The 19,115-nt window shown below is 50.0% G+C and carries 18 protein-coding genes; 8 read left to right on the top strand and 10 right to left on the bottom strand.

The genetic code is table 11. From position 1 onward, the window contains the following. Positions 1 to 190: 190 nt before the first annotated feature. Both WH37_RS13810 and WH37_RS33575 read left to right on the top strand, forming a co-directional pair. Positions 191 to 1,921, top strand: coding sequence for a methyl-accepting chemotaxis protein (locus tag WH37_RS13810; RefSeq protein ID WP_052736972.1), 1,731 nt, complete (start codon positions 191 to 193; stop codon positions 1,919 to 1,921). A gap of 189 nt (positions 1,922 to 2,110) precedes the next feature. Next, the gene (locus WH37_RS33575) at positions 2,111 to 3,832 is read left to right on the top strand and encodes an ATP-binding protein (protein WP_052736973.1); all 1,722 of its coding nucleotides are present in this window, start codon (positions 2,111 to 2,113) and stop codon (positions 3,830 to 3,832) included. A gap of 200 nt (positions 3,833 to 4,032) precedes the next feature. On the opposite strand, the gene WH37_RS13820 is transcribed toward WH37_RS33575, so the two are convergent. Continuing rightward, entirely contained in the window at positions 4,033 to 5,046 is a 1,014-nt protein-coding gene (locus WH37_RS13820; RefSeq protein ID WP_046231189.1) for an LLM class flavin-dependent oxidoreductase, read from the bottom strand. A gap of 191 nt (positions 5,047 to 5,237) precedes the next feature. On the opposite strand from WH37_RS13820, the gene WH37_RS13825 reads away from it, so the two are divergent. The 4 genes from WH37_RS13825 (at position 5,238) to WH37_RS13840 (ending at position 7,995) form a co-directional block, all read left to right on the top strand. Further along, the gene (locus WH37_RS13825; RefSeq protein ID WP_269431307.1) at positions 5,238 to 5,714 is read left to right on the top strand and encodes a MarR family winged helix-turn-helix transcriptional regulator; all 477 of its coding nucleotides are present in this window, start codon (positions 5,238 to 5,240) and stop codon (positions 5,712 to 5,714) included. 102 nt (positions 5,715 to 5,816) lie between these two features. Beyond that, entirely contained in the window at positions 5,817 to 6,749 is a 933-nt protein-coding gene (locus WH37_RS13830) for a ring-cleaving dioxygenase (RefSeq protein ID WP_046231190.1), read from the top strand. 14 nt (positions 6,750 to 6,763) lie between these two features. Next, positions 6,764 to 7,375 carry an alpha/beta hydrolase gene (locus tag WH37_RS13835; RefSeq protein ID WP_046231191.1) on the top strand — a complete coding sequence of 204 codons (612 nt, stop codon included), beginning with the start codon at positions 6,764 to 6,766 and terminating at the stop codon, positions 7,373 to 7,375. After that, positions 7,375 to 7,995, top strand: a complete 621-nt coding sequence (locus tag WH37_RS13840; protein WP_046231386.1) for a flavin reductase family protein — start codon at positions 7,375 to 7,377, stop codon at positions 7,993 to 7,995. The genes WH37_RS13835 and WH37_RS13840 overlap by 1 nt, the downstream gene beginning before the upstream one ends. Before the next feature lie 148 nt (positions 7,996 to 8,143). Here the strand turns inward: WH37_RS13840 and pepT are convergent, their stop codons facing one another. Continuing rightward, positions 8,144 to 9,376, bottom strand: a complete 1,233-nt coding sequence (pepT, locus tag WH37_RS13845) for a peptidase T (RefSeq protein ID WP_046231192.1) — start codon at positions 9,374 to 9,376, stop codon at positions 8,144 to 8,146. 141 nt (positions 9,377 to 9,517) lie between these two features. On the opposite strand from pepT, the gene WH37_RS13850 reads away from it, so the two are divergent. After that, the gene (locus WH37_RS13850; protein ID WP_046231193.1) at positions 9,518 to 10,075 is read left to right on the top strand and encodes a DUF1697 domain-containing protein; all 558 of its coding nucleotides are present in this window, start codon (positions 9,518 to 9,520) and stop codon (positions 10,073 to 10,075) included. Between the two features lie 185 nt (positions 10,076 to 10,260). On the opposite strand, the gene WH37_RS34650 is transcribed toward WH37_RS13850, so the two are convergent. From WH37_RS34650 to WH37_RS13880, 6 genes are all read right to left on the bottom strand, one after another. After that, positions 10,261 to 11,964, bottom strand: a complete 1,704-nt coding sequence (locus tag WH37_RS34650) for an alpha/beta fold hydrolase (protein WP_052736974.1) — start codon at positions 11,962 to 11,964, stop codon at positions 10,261 to 10,263. A 268-nt stretch (positions 11,965 to 12,232) separates the two neighbouring features. Beyond that, positions 12,233 to 13,285, bottom strand: coding sequence for a Glu/Leu/Phe/Val family dehydrogenase (locus tag WH37_RS13860; RefSeq protein WP_046231194.1), 1,053 nt, complete (start codon positions 13,283 to 13,285; stop codon positions 12,233 to 12,235). Positions 13,286 to 13,470: 185 nt separating this feature from the next. Further along, entirely contained in the window at positions 13,471 to 14,157 is a 687-nt protein-coding gene (locus WH37_RS13865; protein WP_046231195.1) for a hypothetical protein, read from the bottom strand. Continuing rightward, positions 14,157 to 15,050, bottom strand: a complete 894-nt coding sequence (locus WH37_RS13870) for an ABC transporter ATP-binding protein (protein WP_046231196.1) — start codon at positions 15,048 to 15,050, stop codon at positions 14,157 to 14,159. The genes WH37_RS13865 and WH37_RS13870 overlap by 1 nt, the downstream gene beginning before the upstream one ends. Next, on the bottom strand, positions 15,047 to 15,418 hold the full coding sequence (locus WH37_RS13875; protein ID WP_046231197.1) for a GntR family transcriptional regulator: 372 nt from the start codon (positions 15,416 to 15,418) through the stop codon (positions 15,047 to 15,049). Before WH37_RS13875 ends, WH37_RS13870 begins: the two co-directional genes overlap by 4 nt. A gap of 170 nt (positions 15,419 to 15,588) precedes the next feature. Continuing rightward, on the bottom strand, positions 15,589 to 16,038 hold the full coding sequence (locus WH37_RS13880) for a MarR family winged helix-turn-helix transcriptional regulator (protein WP_046231198.1): 450 nt from the start codon (positions 16,036 to 16,038) through the stop codon (positions 15,589 to 15,591). A 242-nt stretch (positions 16,039 to 16,280) separates the two neighbouring features. Between WH37_RS13880 and WH37_RS13885 the strand changes: the two genes are divergently transcribed. Next, a complete protein-coding gene (locus WH37_RS13885; protein ID WP_046231199.1) occupies positions 16,281 to 16,760 on the top strand; it encodes a glutathione peroxidase in 480 nt (159 codons plus the stop codon). Here WH37_RS13885 and WH37_RS13890 read toward each other — a convergent pair. Both WH37_RS13890 and WH37_RS13895 read right to left on the bottom strand, forming a co-directional pair. Next, the gene (locus WH37_RS13890; RefSeq protein ID WP_046231200.1) at positions 16,749 to 17,375 is read right to left on the bottom strand and encodes an NAD(P)-dependent oxidoreductase; all 627 of its coding nucleotides are present in this window, start codon (positions 17,373 to 17,375) and stop codon (positions 16,749 to 16,751) included. The two genes, WH37_RS13885 and WH37_RS13890, sit on opposite strands and share 12 nt — an antisense overlap. Positions 17,376 to 17,385: 10 nt before the next feature. After that, positions 17,386 to 18,960 (bottom strand): histidine kinase N-terminal 7TM domain-containing diguanylate cyclase, encoded by a 1,575-nt coding sequence (locus tag WH37_RS13895; protein WP_046231201.1) that lies wholly within the window; start codon positions 18,958 to 18,960, stop codon positions 17,386 to 17,388. Positions 18,961 to 19,115: the final 155 nt, after the last annotated feature.

Raw genomic sequence — 19,115 nt, forward strand, 5'->3', positions numbered from 1 at the left:
ATGGGGACGAGAAAAGTCCCTGTGCCTTGTTTTTTATGTTCTACGCTAACAATAAAGGGTGGATTTTCCAAAACTATTCTACAAAAAAATTGAGAAAGTTATATAACTGCTACTTATTAACCGGATGCCGTTAACCGATATAACAAGTTATAAGGGTTAAGAACAGTTTTTTTCAGCTGACAATGAGTTGATGAATAGCGTAAATGAGCAATTAGCAACGAGCATCAACGGGATGCAGGGCACGGAAACGATACTCGTCATGGACAAAAGCGGAATCATTATCGCCAGCAACAATGATAGCATATTGAATAACAGCCGCTCAGACCGGGACTATTTCAAGCAGGCTATTGCGGGGAAATCAGTTGTCAGCGATGCGCTGGTATCCAAATCATCAGGCAATCTGGTCACTGTACTGGCTTCGCCCGTTTTTGATAAGCAAGGTTCTATTCAAGGCGTGGTTGCCGTTACACTTGTTACGGACTTTTTCGTAAACAAGCTTAAGGATGTGCGAATTAATGATGAAGGCAAGGTCATGATCTTGGACCGTGCAGGCACGGTTCTCTATCATTCAGCAGATGCGTCGTTAATCGGTACTGTGCTTGAAACGGAAGACTATCATGCGGTGCTCGCGCTGCCAGCCAGCAGTGAAATAGTGCGAGATGAGCTGAACTTGCCAAGCCGGGTTGCCTTCTATTCGAAGACGCCGATTTCCGATTGGTCGGTTATTATTGAAGATAGTTTAAGCGATGTAGAAAAGCCGCTGAAAAACATGATGCAGCAGATGATTGTAGTGATGATTATTTCTATTCTGGCCTCAATAGCGGCAGGCATTCTGATTTCCCTGCTCGTTACGCGGCCAATCGGCCATCTGACAAGGCTGTTCAAGACTATGGCTTCAGGCGATTTGACGGTAGTGGCTACTGGGAAATACAGCGGAGAGTTCAAGGTGCTGGCAGACAGCTTCGACGTGATGGCCCTGCGCAACAAGCAGCTGGTTACGAGCATGAACGGCTCGATTGCGGTGCTGAAAAAGAGCATGTCAGAGCTGGATGAGACGTCGAAAAGAACCAATCTTTCGATCGCCGAGACGTCGACAACGACGCAGGAAATTGCCAAGGCGATGGAATCGCAAGCCAATGATACGGAATCGATCGTCGACAAGTTTATGGAGGTCGGCGACAAAATTGCTGACGTAAGCGGCAAGTCGCAGGAAATTAGAACGAAGGCAGACTCCGTTGCGCAAATATTCAAAGCCAACTATGAGGTTATTGAGGCTTTGGTGGAAATCAACCATCGCAGCGAGTCGGAGGTGCGCAAAATTTCCGAGGTAACCGCGCAGCTGGCGGAAAGCTCTTCTGGCATTCGCCAAATTACAGGAGCGATTTCCGACATTGCGGGTCAGACGCAGCTGCTTGCACTGAATGCTTCCATTGAAGCGGCAAGAGCAGGAGAGCAGGGCCGCGGCTTTGCGGTCGTCGCCTCGGAAATTCGCAAGCTGGCGGAGCAGACCTCGCTGCAATCCCAAGATATTAATAAAATCGTCGCCCAGACGATTGAATACGTAGAGCAAAGCGATCACAGCGTGAAGGCGATAGAGTCCATTTCGGAGCAGCACAATAGCAGTGTGCAGCAGACGCAGCAAACCTTCAGCTACATTACCGATAATATTCACGAAATTATTGAGCAGGTCAAGACGATTGCTGTCCAGCTGAAAGCGATTGAGCAGGATAAAGACGGCGTGCTTGGAGCAGCGCAAAGCTTGTCGGCTTCCGGCGAGCAGGTATCCGCTTCCGTGGAGGAAGTAACAGCAACGGTACAGGAGCAATCGGCAATGGTACAGAACCTTGCGGAGATGGTTGAAACGATCGAAAGCTTGAGCAATGAGCTGGCACAAGCAGCTGGCGAATTTAAAGTAGAGTAACGATACAGCTCGTAAACACCCCTGTTCTATTAGTAGAACAGGGGTGTTTGGTTCGCCTAAATAAAGGAACTCATAGAGTGTGAAAATAAGCTATAATATAACAATAATCGATAAATATCGGGTTGAAGCGTGTGCGCTAGTTGCCTGCCAGGCAGGAAAACAGTTTGTTGCGAAAAGGAGATTGCGGCGGTGGATCACTTCAAAAATTTATTTGAGCTATCTTTTGACATGCTTGTGGTCATGGACTGCAACGGCCGCGTTGTGCACTATAACAGTGGCTTGCAGAAGATGCTGGGCTATCCTGTCTTATTGAATAGTATGAAAGATTTTTATACGTATATGCATCCCGACGATATAGCTTCAATGGATGCTTTGGTTCCACAATTAATACAGGGCAGGGAGCTGAGCGGATACTTGAATCGATTCCGTTGCGTAGACGGCTCTTATAAATGGCTGCAGTGGAATGTCTCGCTGGATCAAATCAATATGTACTTTTATGTCATAGGGCGCGATGTGAATCATCAGAAAAGCTTCGAGCAGCATCTGGCGGCACAGGAGCTATGGTATCGTTCCTGCCTCGACAATTTGCTGGATGGCTTCAGCTATTACAAGACAGTCAGGGACGAAGGCGGAGATATTATTGATTATCGATCGGAGTACATGAATGATACCTTTTGCCGAATGATGAATTATTCGAAAGATGAAGCTGTTGGCCGGCTGTGGTCGCAGCTTTTTCCTGATTTTACAGAAGAGATCAGGGCGGTTCTGAAACAGGTGACGAGCAGCGGCAAACCCGTTTTGCGGCAGGAGCGGGTATACAATAAGTGGCTGACGGATGAGGAAAGCTATGATGTGCTCTATTATAAAATGGGCGATGGCTTCGCTTGCAGCTGGCGTAATGTAACCGAATACCGCCGGGCTCAGGAGCATTTGGAGCTTTCTAATCTGAAATTTACGAGCGCTTTTCATACGAATGCGACAATGAACTTTTTAATAGATTTGGAAACAGCGACGATTATAGAGATGAATCAGAAGTTTTCGCAGACGATCCGGCGGGGACATTATTCCCATTTTGTAAACAGTATTATGCAAGCGATTCCAGCTCAGGGTTTATTAGAGAATATTGAGCTGCCCTTTCTGCGGCAGTCCGGCGATACGGGCTATGGTGTAATCTCAGGCGAAGTGCTGGAGATGAAGGACAAGCGTTATTTTCTCGCCTTTGCCATCGATATTACGGAGCTGCGCAAAGCCAAAAAGCATCTCCTCCTTATGGACAAGCTGAATTTGCTCAGTTCCATGGCAGCAAGCATCGCCCACGAGGTACGCAATCCGATGACGACGATCAAAGGCTTTTTGCAGCTGATGCAGAAAAATACGACGCTCGCCTCTTACCGGGATACGTTAAATTTGATGATTAGCGAGCTCGATCGCGCTAACGGCATTATTTCAGAATATTTATCGCTGGCGAATACCCGTTTTGTGCAAAAAGAACGGAAACAGCTGGATGTTCTCGTCTCGAATATATTGCCGCTGCTGGAAGCGGATGCGGCCTACTCCAACATTTTAATTGTGCTTGATTTGCATGCCACGGAGCCCGTTACCGTGGAGGAGAAGGAGATCCGCCAGCTGCTCCTGAATTTGACGCGCAATGCAATCGAGGCGATGGAGAGCGGCGGCGAGCTCACCATTCGGACAAGAATGAATCAGGGCAACGTCATACTGGAAGTCGCCGATCAAGGCCATGGCATCCCGAAGGAGCATATTGAGGCGATTTTCACACCTTTTTATACGACGAAAGAAACGGGAACCGGGCTTGGTCTTGCGGTGTGCCGCAGCATTGCGGAGCATCATGGCGCCGATATCGAGATTGAATCAAGCGAAGAGGGGACGACATTCCGGGTCGTATTTTAGCAGCCCGCTGAGCAGCATACAATCTCATGATAAGCAGTCAATCGTATGGGTGGAATAGGATATTTTCCCACACTAACGTTTTTTTGCTGATGCATGGTTTCGAATTGGCCTATATATAGAAGAAATCCCCCTGATTACGCGAAAGCGTCCAGGGGGATTGTTTGATTTGACGTAGTGCAGGCTATAGAGATGAATCCGCCTTAGCCCTCTTTCATAATCTCAGCAATCAATTCAAAAGAGCGAAGACGTGCCTGATGATCATAAGCGGAGCCGGTAATCATCAGCTCGTCAGCGCCTGTTTTTTCAATAATGTCGGCAATTCTGCTGCGCACCGTTTCCTTGCTTCCGGCAGCGCCGAAGCTGAATTTGCTGCGGACGACAACCTTCTCTTGTTCATTCCACAGTTCATCCATATTGGCAACGGGCGGTTTCAGCTTGCTCGTCTGTCCGCGGATGAGGTTAAGGAACTGCTGCTCCTGCGATGTAGCGAGGAAGCGCGCTTCTTCATCTGTATCTGCGGCGAGAATGTTTACGCCAATCATGACATGAGGCTGCTCCAGCGCTGCCGAAGGGCGGAAGCTGCTGCGATACAATTGCAAAGCCTGCATTAAGTAGTCCGGCGCAAAATGGCTGGCGAAAGCAAAGGGCAGTCCCAGCTGTCCCGCCAACTGAGCGCTAAAGCCGCTGGAGCCCAGCAGCCAGATCGGAATATCGAGTCCTTCACCGGGAAAAGCGCGAACGGCAGGAACTCCTTCTTCTATAGAAGGGTTTAGAAAGCTGCGGAGTTCGCCAAGCAGTTCGGGAAAGTCTTGGCCGTTATTGCTGTTAAGTCCACGGCGCAGCGCGCGGGCAGTTGACTGGTCTGAGCCTGGGGCACGCCCGAGTCCGAGATCAATGCGTCCCGGATACATCGAGGCGAGTGTGCCGAATTGCTCGGCTATCATAAGCGGCGCGTGGTTGGGCAGCATAATACCACCAGAACCGACGCGGATCGTATTGGTGCCTTCGGCAACATAGCCGATGAGAACAGAGGTAGCGGCGCTGGCAATGCCTTGCATGTTGTGATGCTCAGCGAGCCAATAGCGCTGATAGCCCCAACGCTCAGCATGCTGGGCGAGATCGCGTGTATTTTTGAAAGCGTCGGTTGCATTGCCGCCTTCAACAACGGGAGCCAGATCAAGAATGGAAAGAGGAACGGTATGTGAATGGGCCATAATAACAATAACCTCCTATACAGTAAATTGACTTGTAAGTCATACTCTCCATTATATCATAATGAACGCCAAGGATAGAGTGGACAGGCTGGAGTGAAAATGGATTAAAAAAAGTTGAAGCAAATGCTTGCAATTTATCTTTAATTATAGTATCTTAAATTTAAGATAATAAATGCAAGGAGGTGAGGGCAATGAAAGAGGCGGATAGCAAGACGCCAATGCCACCGCAGGAAGCCGAAGACAGCGCCTTGAAGCTCTACATTGCGCTCAACCGGGCCAGCCAATGGATTAACGCCCATGGCGACCGGGACATTCGCAAGCATGGCTTGAATCGCACCGAATTCGGCGTACTGGAAATGCTGTATCACAAGGGCGCACAGCCTCTGCAGCAAATCGGCGGCAAGGTGCTGATGAGCAGCGGCAACATTACCTATGTAATAGATAAGCTTGAGAAGAAGCAGCTCGTGCAGCGCAGAGCTTCAGCTGATGATCGCCGGCTCATCTTCGCAGAAATAACGAGCCAGGGCACGCAGTTTATTGAGGAAGTATTCCCGGCACATACAGATATTATTAAAGAAGCGGTTAGCGGCTTGACGACAGAAGAACAGAAGCAGGCAAGCAAGCTGCTCAAGAAGCTCGGCAGACACGCGCAGGATGCTTTTAAGTAGAAGAAGCTTAGTATCCTGTACCGTCATTAAATATTATCGCTCAACCCTAATATCTTAATTTAAAGATTCTCAAATCCATGATATAATAGAGGAGTGTTCATAATGACACAACAAACAGCAGGCATTCACCACATTACAGCTTTCGTATCCAACGCACAAGCAACGGTTACTTTCTATGCAGGCGTACTTGCCCAGCGGCTCGTGAAAAAAACAATCAACTTCGATGCTCCAGAAGTGTATCATCTGTATTTCGGAGACCAAGCCGGCAGCCCAGGCACGATCATGACCTTTTTCCCTTTTGCACACGGTCGTAAAGGTGTGATTGGCGGAGGACAGGTTGGGGTAACCACTTATGTTGTTCCTGCGGGAGCGCTGGATTTTTGGAAAGAGCGTTTGGCAAAATATGAGGTTCCGTTCACCGAAACGGAGCGGTTCGGCGAGACGTATGTTCAGTTCGTTGACCCTGATGGCTTGCAGCTTGAGCTTGTAGCCCGGGAGGAAGGCCCGCTGAGCGATTGGTCGTATGCGGGAGTGCCGACAGATAAAGCCATTAAAGGCTTTGGAGGCGCGATTTTGTACAGCTCTGCTCCGCAGCAAACCTTCCGTTTGCTGGAAGAGGTAATGGGACTGAGCAAAATCGGTGAGGATGCTGGTTATGCGCGATTCAGATCATCGGCAGAAATCGGCAATATCATTGATCTTCCGATTGAGCGTGTTGAGCCTGGCCATGGCGGTTCCGGTACGGTGCATCATATTGCATGGCGTGCGAAAGATGATGTGGAGCATGCACTGTGGAGAAGCCATGTGGAGACAAATGGCTACCACCCTACACCAATAATTGACAGACAATATTTCCATGCGATTTATTTCCGCGAAGAAGGCGGCATATTATTCGAGATTGCAACAGATCCTCCAGGCTTTGCACGTGACGAGGAGCCGGAACATCTCGGTGAAAAATTGATGCTGCCAGAATGGTTTGAACAGCATCGCGAGGATATTGTGCGGCTGCTGCCGCCTATCCAAGTACCGCAATGAGAGGAGAATGGACAATGAAACATATTTATCAGCAAGGTACGAATGCAGCGGCGCCAGTTCTGGTGCTGCTGCACGGTACCGGAGGAACGGAGCGGGATTTGCTGCCGCTCGCTGGCCGGATTGATCCTACAGCATCGGTGCTAAGCATAAGAGGCAATGTACTTGAAAACGGTTTGTCCCGCTATTTCCGCAGACTAGCCGAGGGTGTTTTTGATGAGGAGGATTTGGTGTTTCGTACGAAGGAGCTGCATGATTTTCTGGATCAGGCGGCCGTTGATTATGGCTTCGATCGTGAAAATCTCGTCGCCATTGGCTACTCCAATGGAGCCAATATCGCGGGCAGCCTGATGTTTCATTACAAGGATGCTTTCCGTGGAGCGATTTTGCATCACCCGATGGTTCCGCTTCGCAGTGTAGAGCTTCCCGATATGACGGGGATTTCCTGCTTCATCGGAGCAGGCCGCAATGACCAGATGTGCCCGCCGCAGGAGACGGAAGAGCTGCAAGCGATGCTGTCTGGCGCGGGAGCAGCGGTTAGCGTACATTGGGAAAACTATGGCCATCAGCTGACGGGCAGTGAAGTCGACGCAGCCGCAGCTTGGTATGCCGAGGTCATTTGCCCATGATGGTAACCATTGATCCGTCTGAGCGCTCGGCTCGCGACAATTATAAGCTGCTTTCGGGCAGCATTATACCACGGCCGATTGCATTCGTGACGACGCTGTCGTCAGGCGGCGTACTCAATGCTGCGCCATATAGTTACTTCAATATTGTATCGTCCAATCCGCCGCTGCTATCGGTTTCGGTACAGCGGAAGTCAGACGGGCAGCAGAAGGACACCGCACGCAACGCGATCGAGTCAGGTGCATTCGTCGTGCATATTGCCGACCAATCGTATATTGAGCAGCTGAACGTAACGGCGGCAAATCTTCCGCCGGAGGAAAGCGAGGTCGAGGCAGCAGGGCTTACGCCTGTTCCGAGCGTTCGGATTGCCGTGCCTGGTGTAGCTGAAGCGAAAATTCGGATGGAATGCGTGCTGGAGAAGGCAATCCCGCTCGGCGGAACGGACGATTCGCCCGCCTGTGATTTGCTGATCGGCAAGGTCGTGTTCTACCATCTGGACGAGACGGTTTACGATGATCGCGGTTATATCGATGCCGACCAGCTTGCGCCTATCGCCAGGCTTGCGGGCAGTGATTATGCGGGCCTCGGCGAACGTTTCTCCATTGATCGTCCGACCTCGTAATAGGATACGCAGGTATCCGTTTGAACAAAAATGACAGCGGCTGTTAGCTGCAAGCTGGAAACGAAAAGAACCTTCGACTCCGCCGTATTGGCGTAGAGCGAAGGTTCTTTTGCTTTTATAAGTCTAAACGCACGTTGCGTGCGCTGTATTAAGCTTCAGCTTCTGCAAGCCTAGCAATTTCCACGATGACCTGAACGGCTTTCAGCATATCGTCGACCGAAGCGTATTCGTAACGGCCATGATAATTTTCACCGCCAGTGAACACATTAGGCGTAGGAAGCCCCATGTAGGAAAGCTGCGAGCCATCGGTACCGCCGCGAATCGGCTTAATATCCGGCTTAATGCCGAGGTTTTCCATCGCCAGCTTCGCTTGATTTACGATGCCGATAACCGGCTCGATTTTATCCCGCATATTAAAATATTGATCCCGAATGTTCAGTTCTACGCTGGATTCGCCATATTTGCGCTTAAGCCCGCTCACGATGTCCTCCAGCTTCTGCTTGCGGCCCGCAAAGCCTTCCTGATCAAAATCGCGAATAATATAACGAAGCTCGGACTTCTCCACATCGCCGCTCATTTGAATCAAATGATAAAAGCCTTCGTAGCCTTCAGTGAATTCCGGCGCTTCTCCAGCAGGAAGCTGACTGTGCAATTCCATGGCGATTTTCGCCGAATGAACCATTTTACCTTTGGCCGTGCCGGGATGCACGTTCGTGCCTTTGCAAATAATGTGAGCGGCGGCGGCATTAAAGCTCTCATATTGCAGCTCGCCAAGCGGCCCGCCATCCATCGTATAGGCATAATCTGCACCGAATGCGGCAACGTCGAAACGATGCGGCCCGCGGCCGATTTCCTCATCCGGTGTAAAGGCGACGCGGATTTTTCCATGCTTCACTTCAGGATGCTGAATCAAATACACCATCGCTGTCATGATTTCGGCAATGCCGGCTTTGTTGTCAGCGCCTAGCAGCGTCGTGCCATCGGTCGTAATCAGTGTATGCCCCACATATCGGCTCAGCTCAGGCGAAGCAGATGGAGACAATACGATAGACTGCGCTTCGTTCAGTACAATGTCGCCGCCGTCGTAATTATCGACCACTTGCGGCTTTACATTTTCACCTGTGAAATCCAGCGCGGTATCGATATGGGCTAGAAAGCCAATTGTCGGTACGGTTTTGTCCGTATTGGCAGGCAGGGTAGCCATCACATAGCCGTTCTCATCCACGCCTACCTCCTCCATGCCGATCTTCATGAGCTCTTGGGCCAACTGGTCGGCAAGCGTCAGCTGCCCTGGGGTCGTCGGACAGGTCTCGCTGCGGTCATCGGATTGCGTGTTCACTTTCACATAAGAAATAAATCGTTCCATCAGTTCCTGTTTCATGCTTCCATGCTCCTTTTTCCTCTATTTAATCAGTATGTATCTCTAGGTTTATTTCTATTTTATCACAAGTACAGCAGCGTTCGCGCGTGTGGCTGTACATGCTATACTTAGGATTATTGAGTAGAGGGCAGGTGCTGTTGGATGACCATTTATATCGCATTGCTTCGTGGCATTAATGTCGGCGGGCATAAAATCATCAAAATGCAGGATTTGCAGCGGATGTTTGAGCAGCTTGGCGTGCAGCGTGTCAAAACGTATATTCAAAGCGGCAATGTGCTGTTCGAAGCGGATGCGCCAGCAGATCAGCTGCGCCAGCAAATCCGGCAGGAAATTATGGCGGTATTCGGATTCGACGTTCCGGTCGTCATACGCACCAATACGGAGCTGGCGGCGATTGTCGCAAGCAGCCCTTTTGCCGGAGATCAGCTCCAGGAGGGTGAAAATATTTATGTTGCGCTGCTCGCAGACACGCCTACCGAAGAAGGAAAGCAGCGGCTGCTCGCGTGCAGCAGTGACGTGGACGACTATCGCCTGCACGATAGCGAAGTGTATATTTATTGCCGCCAAAGCGTGCGCAAGTCGATGTTTTCGAATAATTTACTGGAAAAAAAGCTGGGCGTGGCCGCCACTTCGCGCAACTGGCAGACGATGAACAAGCTGCTTAGCCTCGCTGCGAGCATGGAGGAGCGGCAATTGTGATTGATTACAACATGCTGGCCGGGCAGCTCGCCCGGGGCATGATTTCAATAGAAAGGGCGAATAAGCCTGAAAGTGAAAAGTAAATAAATAGAATGGCCTAAAAGAAACCGCCAGCCTGGCAGCAGGGGAACGTAAAGCTCCCCTCTCCAGACTGGCGGTTCGTTGTATGGGATGAATGATAAGGGCTAAGGTTGCTGTTTTAACCATTTGGCGATATCGCCAATGACTTCCTCAGCGAAGCTGCCTGGTTGGTTGTATTCCGCTATCGTGCCTTCTCCTTCGCCGCTGTAATCTACGAAAAAGTGGTTAAGGTCTGGGTACAGCTTGAAGGAGGCATTCGTTTTCCCTTTGAACAGCTCCTCCCACAGCACATAATCTTTATCCGCATACACTTGGAAATCGTCCTTGCCCTGCAGGACAAGCACCGGTTTTGTTAGTTTGGCGGCGTATTCGCTCGTGGGGTGATTATCCATTTCCTTAAAGTAATAGGCGGGCAGAGAGAAAATCGTCGTCGCCTGCGCCTGCGCATCGGTCAACGTATCCAGTGCTTGTGCCCTCTTGTATTCGGCTTCTATGAACTGGGCATTCGTTTGCTTGGCTGGATCTTTATCATCCATGGCGGCGATAAAAGCTTGATTCTGATCGTAGACGATTTCCCATAGCGAGCGTGGCGAGCCAGCAAGCAGCACGAGTCCGGCAAAGTCGCCGCCTTCCGCATCAATGCGTGGTGCGAGCATGCCGCCAAGGCTATGCCCAACTACATACACCTTTGAGGCATCAATCCGTTTATCCGCCTTGAGCAGCTTGGCTGCGACAATGGCGTCGTCAATGGTTTCTTCCTTCACGGTCATCTTCATAAAAGCTTCTTTTGTCATGCTGTTACCGTAAGCGAATGTGCGTTTATCGTAGCGCAGTACGGCAATCCCTTGCTCAGCAAGTCCCCAAGCGATATCGCGGAATGGTGTATAGCCGCTTACCGTTTCATCGCGATCGGATGCACCCGAGCCTTGAACCAATACGACCGCTGTCAGCGGGCCAGTGGCATTTTTCGGCAGAGTCAAGGTTCCGCCGAGTGCATAAGGAGTACCTTCGCCTACGGTAACTTCTTCTTCAACAATCGTAGCTGGCGCTTCCTTTTCAACCGGTTTTGGCGTGATTAACATGCCTTCGAGCAGCTTGCTCTGCGTGTTGACGTAAATCGTCAGGTTAAAGCTGGTTTTCTCAAACACGGCGGTAGCCGTAATAATGGTCATCTCACCAGATACGCCGGATATGGCAATGTCTTCTGAGCGAACGAAGCTGCCCGCTTGTGCCGTGGTGCTTTCCCATCCTTGGCCGAGCGCGTCTACAGAAACCTGTGCCTTGAGATCACTTGAAAAATAATCATCCGACAGCTTCTGGTAGTCCGCTTTGCTTAGCAGCTCAGTCACGCGCTTGATCCAGCTTTCAGCCTCAAACTGCGCAGTCGTAATGGATATTTGCTGTGTGCTGCTGTCATAGCTGGCCTGATGTCCCAGTGCTTTATCGAAAAAAGCGAGCGGTACATAAGTGCGTCCCTGCTTTTGGACAGATGCGGCATCGAATGAGCGTTTTTCGCCATTCACAACGGCGGTATTGCTGCCGGTATGGAAAGTGACGGCAAGGTCTTGTCCTTTAAGCACGATTTCGGAGCCCGCTTTCTGATAAGTCACTTTAAGGCCAAGCTGCTCGGCTGTGCTGCGGAGCGGTATCATGACCGTGTTCTGGTTTTTGTAAGGCTGGGCGTCGGAAGCGGAAACGGCGCTGCCATTAATAAACAGCTTCATGCTTTCTGCGGCGGCTGTCATAGCGGGAAAAGCGGCCATGAGCAGCAAGGAAAATACGATCGTGGATGCCAAATGCTTTTTCAAAATAAATTCAGTCCTCCTTCAGATTGGGCTTGTTCTGTTGCGGGGCAAGGAATATAAGGTCATAGAAAAATCAGCAGGCGATGAAGCTGTGTCCAAATATGTAAGTGTGATGCGGTAACCGCGTCTTTGTCTATTACGAAATAGGTGTACAATTGGTTTCCTAATTATGGTGCAAAAAAAGGAGCTGCATGTATCGGAATGTTCGCGATGTTTTAGCCAGCAGCCCGCTGCTGCTGGCCGGAATCAATGATTTCGTGAACGTAAGGGGTTATATACCGAGCCGTTTTCGCGTAATCGCATCTGCAGCCGCAGCCGGTGGCAGTGTGCCAGGAGTACTGCCTGCGGACCGTGCATATATTTGGGCCAATGTATGGCTGATGCGCTCCACCTGGCTTCGGGCATAGGAGGCGGAGCTGCCATTCAGCTCGGCTGCGGTTACGATAATGCCTCCAGCATTAATAGCGTAATCCGGTGCATATAGAATATCGGCCTGCTCCAGCAGCACATCATGACGGGGGTCCGCCAGCTGGTTATTGGCTGCCCCCGCGATGATCTGGCACTGGAGCTCGGGAATGGTCAAATCGTTCAAAATGTCCCCAAGTGCACAAGGGGCAAAAACATCGCAGCGCTGCTTATGGACGGCATCAACAGCAACGGGTGCAGCCCCGAACTGCGAGGCCGCCAACTGCACCAGCCTATTATCCAAATCTGCAACAATGAGCTGTGCGCCTGATTGATGCAGATAACGGCATAAGGCGAAGCCGACCTTGCCGAGCCCTTGAACGGCAACGGTTCGCTGCTGCAGCTGCTCGGAGCCATATTTTTGCTTAAGCGACGTACGGATTGCGATATATACGCCATAGGCGGTCATCTCCGCCGTGAAATTTCCCGTTGCTCCCAGCGAGCCAGTAACATCGGTCACATGGCGCGTTTCACGCAAAATCTCATCCATGTCCGCCGAGGTTGTACCCAAATCCATGCCGGTAATATAGCGTCCGTTCAGCCGTTCAATAATACGCCCGAGTGAGCGGAACAGCTTGCTGCTCTTGTCTGTTGCAGGATTGCCGATAATGACGGCTTTGCCTCCGCCATAGGGAATATCGGCAAGCGCCGATTTATACGTCATGCCTCGTGCAAGTCGCAGCGCATCGCTAATGGCCGCCTCTTCTGATGCGTACATCCACATTCGGCAGCCGCCAAGCGCAGGGCCGAGCTTGGTTTGATCAATAGCAATAATAGCTTTGAGCCCGCTTGCCGCATCCTCCATAACATCCAGCCGTTCGAACCCCTCGAAGCTTGCGTTAACGCTATGCCCGTCCATAGATAGCAGCCCCCTTTATGCTGTAGCGCAAAGCCGTTTACGCTCGCTTACTATTGATGTATTCAACAGCGGCGAAGCTTGATACTGCTTATGCATCAATTGGAGGGGAGCAGCAGCATGAAAAGGTAAAAAAGCCGCTCCTGCCAGTTGTTCAAGCTGAAGAAGCGGCCTTGCCGAGCATACTGCTAAATGGTTGATCTTCTAAGCATAAGAAAGGATAGCAGAGCGTTCAGGAGGATGAACGGAATGAGCCAGAGGGAGAGGCCAAATGCGGTATGCTGGGTGATCCATTTCCAAATATCGAGCCACCACTGATTTTGAGTGATGATATAGGAGCCAAGGGTGAGTCCAAGACCGGAGGCGAGAAACAGAATCAGCATGCCGCTTTTCTTGAACTTGCGGTAGAAGCTGCCGAAAACAAATCCCCACAAAAACAAATGCACAGTGAACAGGAAGAGGGTAAGCAGCTGTACGAGTAAATTTCCGTCATTCAAATAGGGCAGGTGGAAAAAATATAAGCCCGACCACCAGTGGTTCGTAAGCTGATTTTCAATAATAGACATAAGCAGCAGCAGCAGCGCCGAGCCGAAACTGACCAGAAGAGCCATCACGATGGTCCCTGTAAAATAATTGATGCGGCTAATGCTGAAGCTAATCGCAAATGGAAAGGTCTGTGCGACAACGATAATGCCCAGCCCGAATATATAGACCAATAGGGAAGCGATTCCGCCTGTATACATGCTGTCCTCAGAAATCATCATACTCGTGAGCCAATTAACAATAAAACTGGAGCCGAGAATGATGAGGGGAATGAAAATCCAGCTAAATCGATCGCGTTGATGGAGCTTGATTACGCTTAAAGTGCGGTTCATTACAAATCAGCCGCCTTTCGTTCGGTTTTGCCATTCGTCAGATGAATAATCAACTGCTGTAGAGATACGGAGCCAAACTCCAGCCCTTTCGCCATTGCCTGCTTGCGATCCTCCGCACGCAGCGTGCCATCTACTGTGGCGGACAGCAAGGCGCCAAAGGGGTCGCGGGAAATAACGGTTTTGCCGATGAGAAACGACTCAACCTCGGCAGCGGAGCCTGCTACAGTGAAGGCGCGACCCCGCAGCAGCTCTGCATCCTCATTGATCAATATCGTCCCCTTGTCGATGACGATCACATGCTCCAGCAGTTGGCTAACCTCATCAATAAGATGGGAGGACAGTACGACCGTACGAGGGTGCTCGGCATAATCCTCCAGCAAATGGCCATAAAATAAATTTCTGGCCACAGCGTCCAGCCCCAAATAAGGCTCATCGAAAATCGTCAGCGGGGCGCGGCTCGCAAGCCCAACAATAATGCCGACGGAGGAATGCATGCCGCGCGACATTTTTTTAATTTTACGCTTCAATGGCAGTTGAAAATCCTGAACCAACGTATTAGCGTAGGTGCGGTCCCAGTTCGGAAACAGAGAGGCGGACAGCTCCAGTACATCAAGCAGGCTGTAATTATCAGGGTATTTCTGGCTCTCTTTAATAAAACAAATTTGGCTCAGCACACGGTTATTTTCATAAGGGGCTTCACCAAAGACGGTCAGCTCGCCGCTGGTCGCGAACAACTGGGCCGTCAGCATGTGCATAATCGTCGTTTTCCCGGCGCCGTTGCGTCCGAGCAAACCGTATATTTTATCAGGCTCCAGCACGAAGCTGACTTCGTTTACAGCTTTGAAATTTCCATAAGCTTTCGTCACCTGCTTTAGCTCCGCAATAGGGTTCATGGCTTGGCTCCTCCTCTTCTGATCATATCTGACAGCTGCTCCGCCGTAATGCCCAGCTTCTCTGCCTCATGCATCATCGTCACGACATACTGCTCGAAAAACTGCTCACGCCGCTTCTCCATCAATAAGGTTCTAGAACCTGTTGCGACAAACATGCCAATCCCTCGTTTCTTATAAAGAATGCCTTGATCTACTAATTGATTGACGCCTTTCGCTGCTGTGGCGGGGTTGATCTGGTAAAAGGCTGCAAATTGATTTTTCGAAGGCACCTGCGACTCTTCAGGCAGCAGCCCTTGAATGATATCGTCCTTGATGCGCTCGGCAATTTGCATAAAAATCGGTCTGCTATCATCGATGCTTATGCTCATATTGTCCACCACCAAACTGGTTAGTTACTCGTGTAACCAACTATACATGCGATCAACCAAAGCGTCAATAGGCGGCAGTTATGAAAATATAAAAAAAGGATAGAAGAGGCAGCGTTGAATCTGCTCTTCTATCCTTTTGAATGGGGGTGTAGCGGGCCGACTAAAGTTTGTTAGGTCGGCTGCTGTGAGGCTTCTATTTTGCCGAGCAGGTCTCGTACCTGCTTATGAACGGCATGAAATTCCTCCGGTGCAATGTCAAGGCTGCCATAGACGCGTTTTGGAACGTCTGCCACCCGTTTTTTGAGCTCGCGGCCATCGTCCGTCAACTGAATAACGAGATTGCGCTCGTCGGCTTTATCGCGAATGCGGGTAATAAGGTTCATGCCTTCCAGCTTCTTAAGCAGCGGGGTGAGCGTGCCAGAGTCGAGCAGCAGCCTTGCGCCAAGCTCTTTCATCGTTACCTTGTCCTGCTCCCATAAGGACAGCAGGGTGACATATTGCGTATACGTTAAGCCAAGCTCAGAAAGTACAGGACGGTAAAGCTTTGTAATTTCCCGCGAGCAGGCATATAAGGAAAAGCAAACTTGATTATCGAGCTTCATCCATTCATCTTCATTCATGCTAGTCGTCTCTCCCTTCGGACCAAGGTTATGCGAAGCAATCAGTTGTGTGCAATTAATTAAGTTATTGTAGCATTGCATGCGGAACCTGTCAAAAGGAGATGCGGTATGCATAGCAGCATATTTCAGCAATCCGATTTGACAATCGAAATTAAATTGTATAAAATTAAATTTATCAAAACCAATCGAATCATTTTCAGCTTAACCGTTGATTTTTTTAAAATTTAAAGGAGGTTATTACTATGTCCATTTATGACATCGAAGTGAAGAAGATTACAGGTGCGCAGGAGACGCTGGCTCCTTATAAAGGCAAAGTGATGCTGATCGTAAATACAGCTACCAAATGCGGTTTTGCACCGCAATTCAAAGGCTTGCAGCAATTGCAGGATACGTATGGCGAGCAAGGGCTTGCGGTTCTTGGCTTTCCAAGCGGACAGTTCATGAATCAGGAGCTGGAGGGCGATGCGGAAATTGCGCAGGCTTGCGAGCTTAACCATGGGGTATCTTTTCCGCTGTTTGGAAAAATCGATGTAAACGGCAACGGCGCGCACCCGTTGTTCCAGCACCTGACGAATGAGGCTCGCGGGGTGCTGGGCTCGAAGGCGATCAAGTGGAATTTTACGAAGTTTTTGGTGGATCGGGATGGCAAGGTGGTCAAACGGTTTGGGCCGAATGATAAGCCTGAGGATCTTGTAGAAGATATTAGAAAGCTACTCGGCTAAGCCAACCCTGCAGCGGATGAAGGTGCCTCTGACCGCTTCAAGGTAGGTGAAGTCGGCAGTATCGCCTACGGTAATTTGCAGCCCGCCTTCAGGCAAATAGTCTTGCTCGGTACGATAAACGCCCGTATATGGCCCATCCGGCAAGTAAGTTGGGCATACGAGCGTCCAATTTAAAGACTCTACAGACGCTTGGAGCAGACGCAGTACAGCATGATGCTCCTCTGCAGCCCGCGTGGACCGGCGTTTTGTTTCGCTGGATTGATAGCGAAGCAGCCCAGGCTCGGTACGGCTCTCCAAGATGCCAGCCGTTCCGACCGTCACCAGACGCTGGATTCCTTGCTGCTCCATGACGGCAAGAAGGCCCGGAAAGCAGGCGGAGAGCGTATCCCCGCCGTCCGTGCCAAGTGCGCTAATGACTACGCTGCTGCCTGAAACAGCCCGCTCGAGCACAGCTTCTTCGCGGGCATCGCCGACGATTGCCGTCAATTGCGGATGTGAAAGCCCAAGCTTGTCTGCCGAGCGCACCAAGGCATGGACGCGATGTCCATCCGCAAGGGCGCGCAGCACGACTTCGCGCCCGACGCGGCCAGTGGCGCCTAATATCGTTATTTGCATGTGATTTCCCTCATTTGCTAAAAATATGAACGGCATTGCGTCCCATATGCTTGGATTGGTACAACGCCTTATCGGCCTCGCGGATCATCTCGTCCAGTTCAGCAAGCTCCGCTGCTGTTATGCCAGTTGCGCCGAAGCTTGCTGACAAAGGAACCGTGCCAGCTTGTGTTAGCAGCGGGCTGCCTGCAATTGCCCGGCGCAGCTTCTCAGCAAGCTCCCCTGCCTCGTTGGGCGTAGCAGCTGGAAGGCAAATAATAAATTCTTCACCGCCGTAGCGTCCAAATAGATCGCTATCGCTAAGCTGTTCTTGACAGACCGCTACGACATGACAGAGGGCTAAATCGCCAATGTCATGGCCGAAGCGGTCATTTATCGTTTTAAAATGGTCAATATCAAACAAGATGAGTGCAAACGGCTGTTGATTTTGCAGCGCTTGGTTAAGAAGCAATCGTGCTTGCTCTAAAAAATAAGTCCGATTGTATATGCCGGTCAGTCCATCTATAGTAGCCATATGCTTAAGCTTCTCCTGGAGAATCGCCTTCTCTGTAATATCCATCAGTACAATCGTTCTCCCAATCAGCTCGCCTTTGCGGCTGTGGACAGGGGATGAGCGCACAAGATAGAACGACGGCAGGCTCGTATGCGGCTGAATCCACCGCACCTCCCGCTCATGATGTCTGAATTCCTCATCATAAGGAATAAAATCAGCAGCTTGTCCCGTATGGAACAGCCATATATCCTCGAAAGGCGTCCCAATTACTGTAGGCTTCAGCGAAGCTATCATCTGCGCCGCAGATCGGTTATAATCGACAATCCGCCCGTTCATATCCAGCACAATAACGCCGTCGCGCATGCTTTCGAAAATACGTTCTCTGGCAATTGGCGCGGCCTTCAAAATATTTGACGTCAATATCGCCCAAATGTTCAAGATGGAAGTAATAAACATGAGCGGTGGCACGATGTCCATGCCGTAAGGCGAAAGGTCCAGCAAATACATAAAGGAGGCGGTCATGGGAATGAAAATTCCGGCTGCCATCATTAAAAGCTGCTTGCGGTAAATCATCTTGGCGTGATTCCATTGGCGCAGCAGCAGGTAAGCACTTACGACCAGACAGCCGAACGTGAAGCTGCCATTAATAATATACCATTCCCCAAAGACGATATCGGCTACAATGACCGATTCATTGGGACGCAGGAAAATCGAACGGTAAAACAGATGATGCCATTCATTCGTTACGACCAGCAATAAAGTAATAAAGGGAATCGTAAAGAGCCAGATCAGGTTTTTACGGGTAACGAAGCGATCCATTCCAGTAAAGTACAGAATGAGCACTAGCGTAGCGGGGGAGATGAAAGGCAGTCCCAAATATTCAATGCCAATCCAGAAGCGAATTTCGGCTAGTGAATCGCTTGCCAATTCAAAGGCAAAGCCGAAGGTGTAGATAGTTGAGCAAATCGAGGTCCAGATATAGGCTCTCATTCCGGCAAAGCTTGATTTTATTACATATCCGTAAATGGCAAGCAAGGCGCTGAGTACGCTGGAAATCGTTACAATAACAATATAATTGGAGATAGTCATATTCATCAGTTGTATGGCTCCAGTTGGTTAGTAATTAGGTATTTCAGCAATGAAGCGCTCTCAGGATGCTAAACGATCTACATAGAATGGTATCACATTTTTTGCCTTTAAGGATACGCGATTTGAATGGTAATCTTAAGCATAAACCGCTTTCATCCTTC

The organism is Paenibacillus algorifonticola, assembly GCF_000971975.1.
GTDB lineage: Bacteria > Bacillota > Bacilli > Paenibacillales > Paenibacillaceae > Pristimantibacillus > Pristimantibacillus algorifonticola.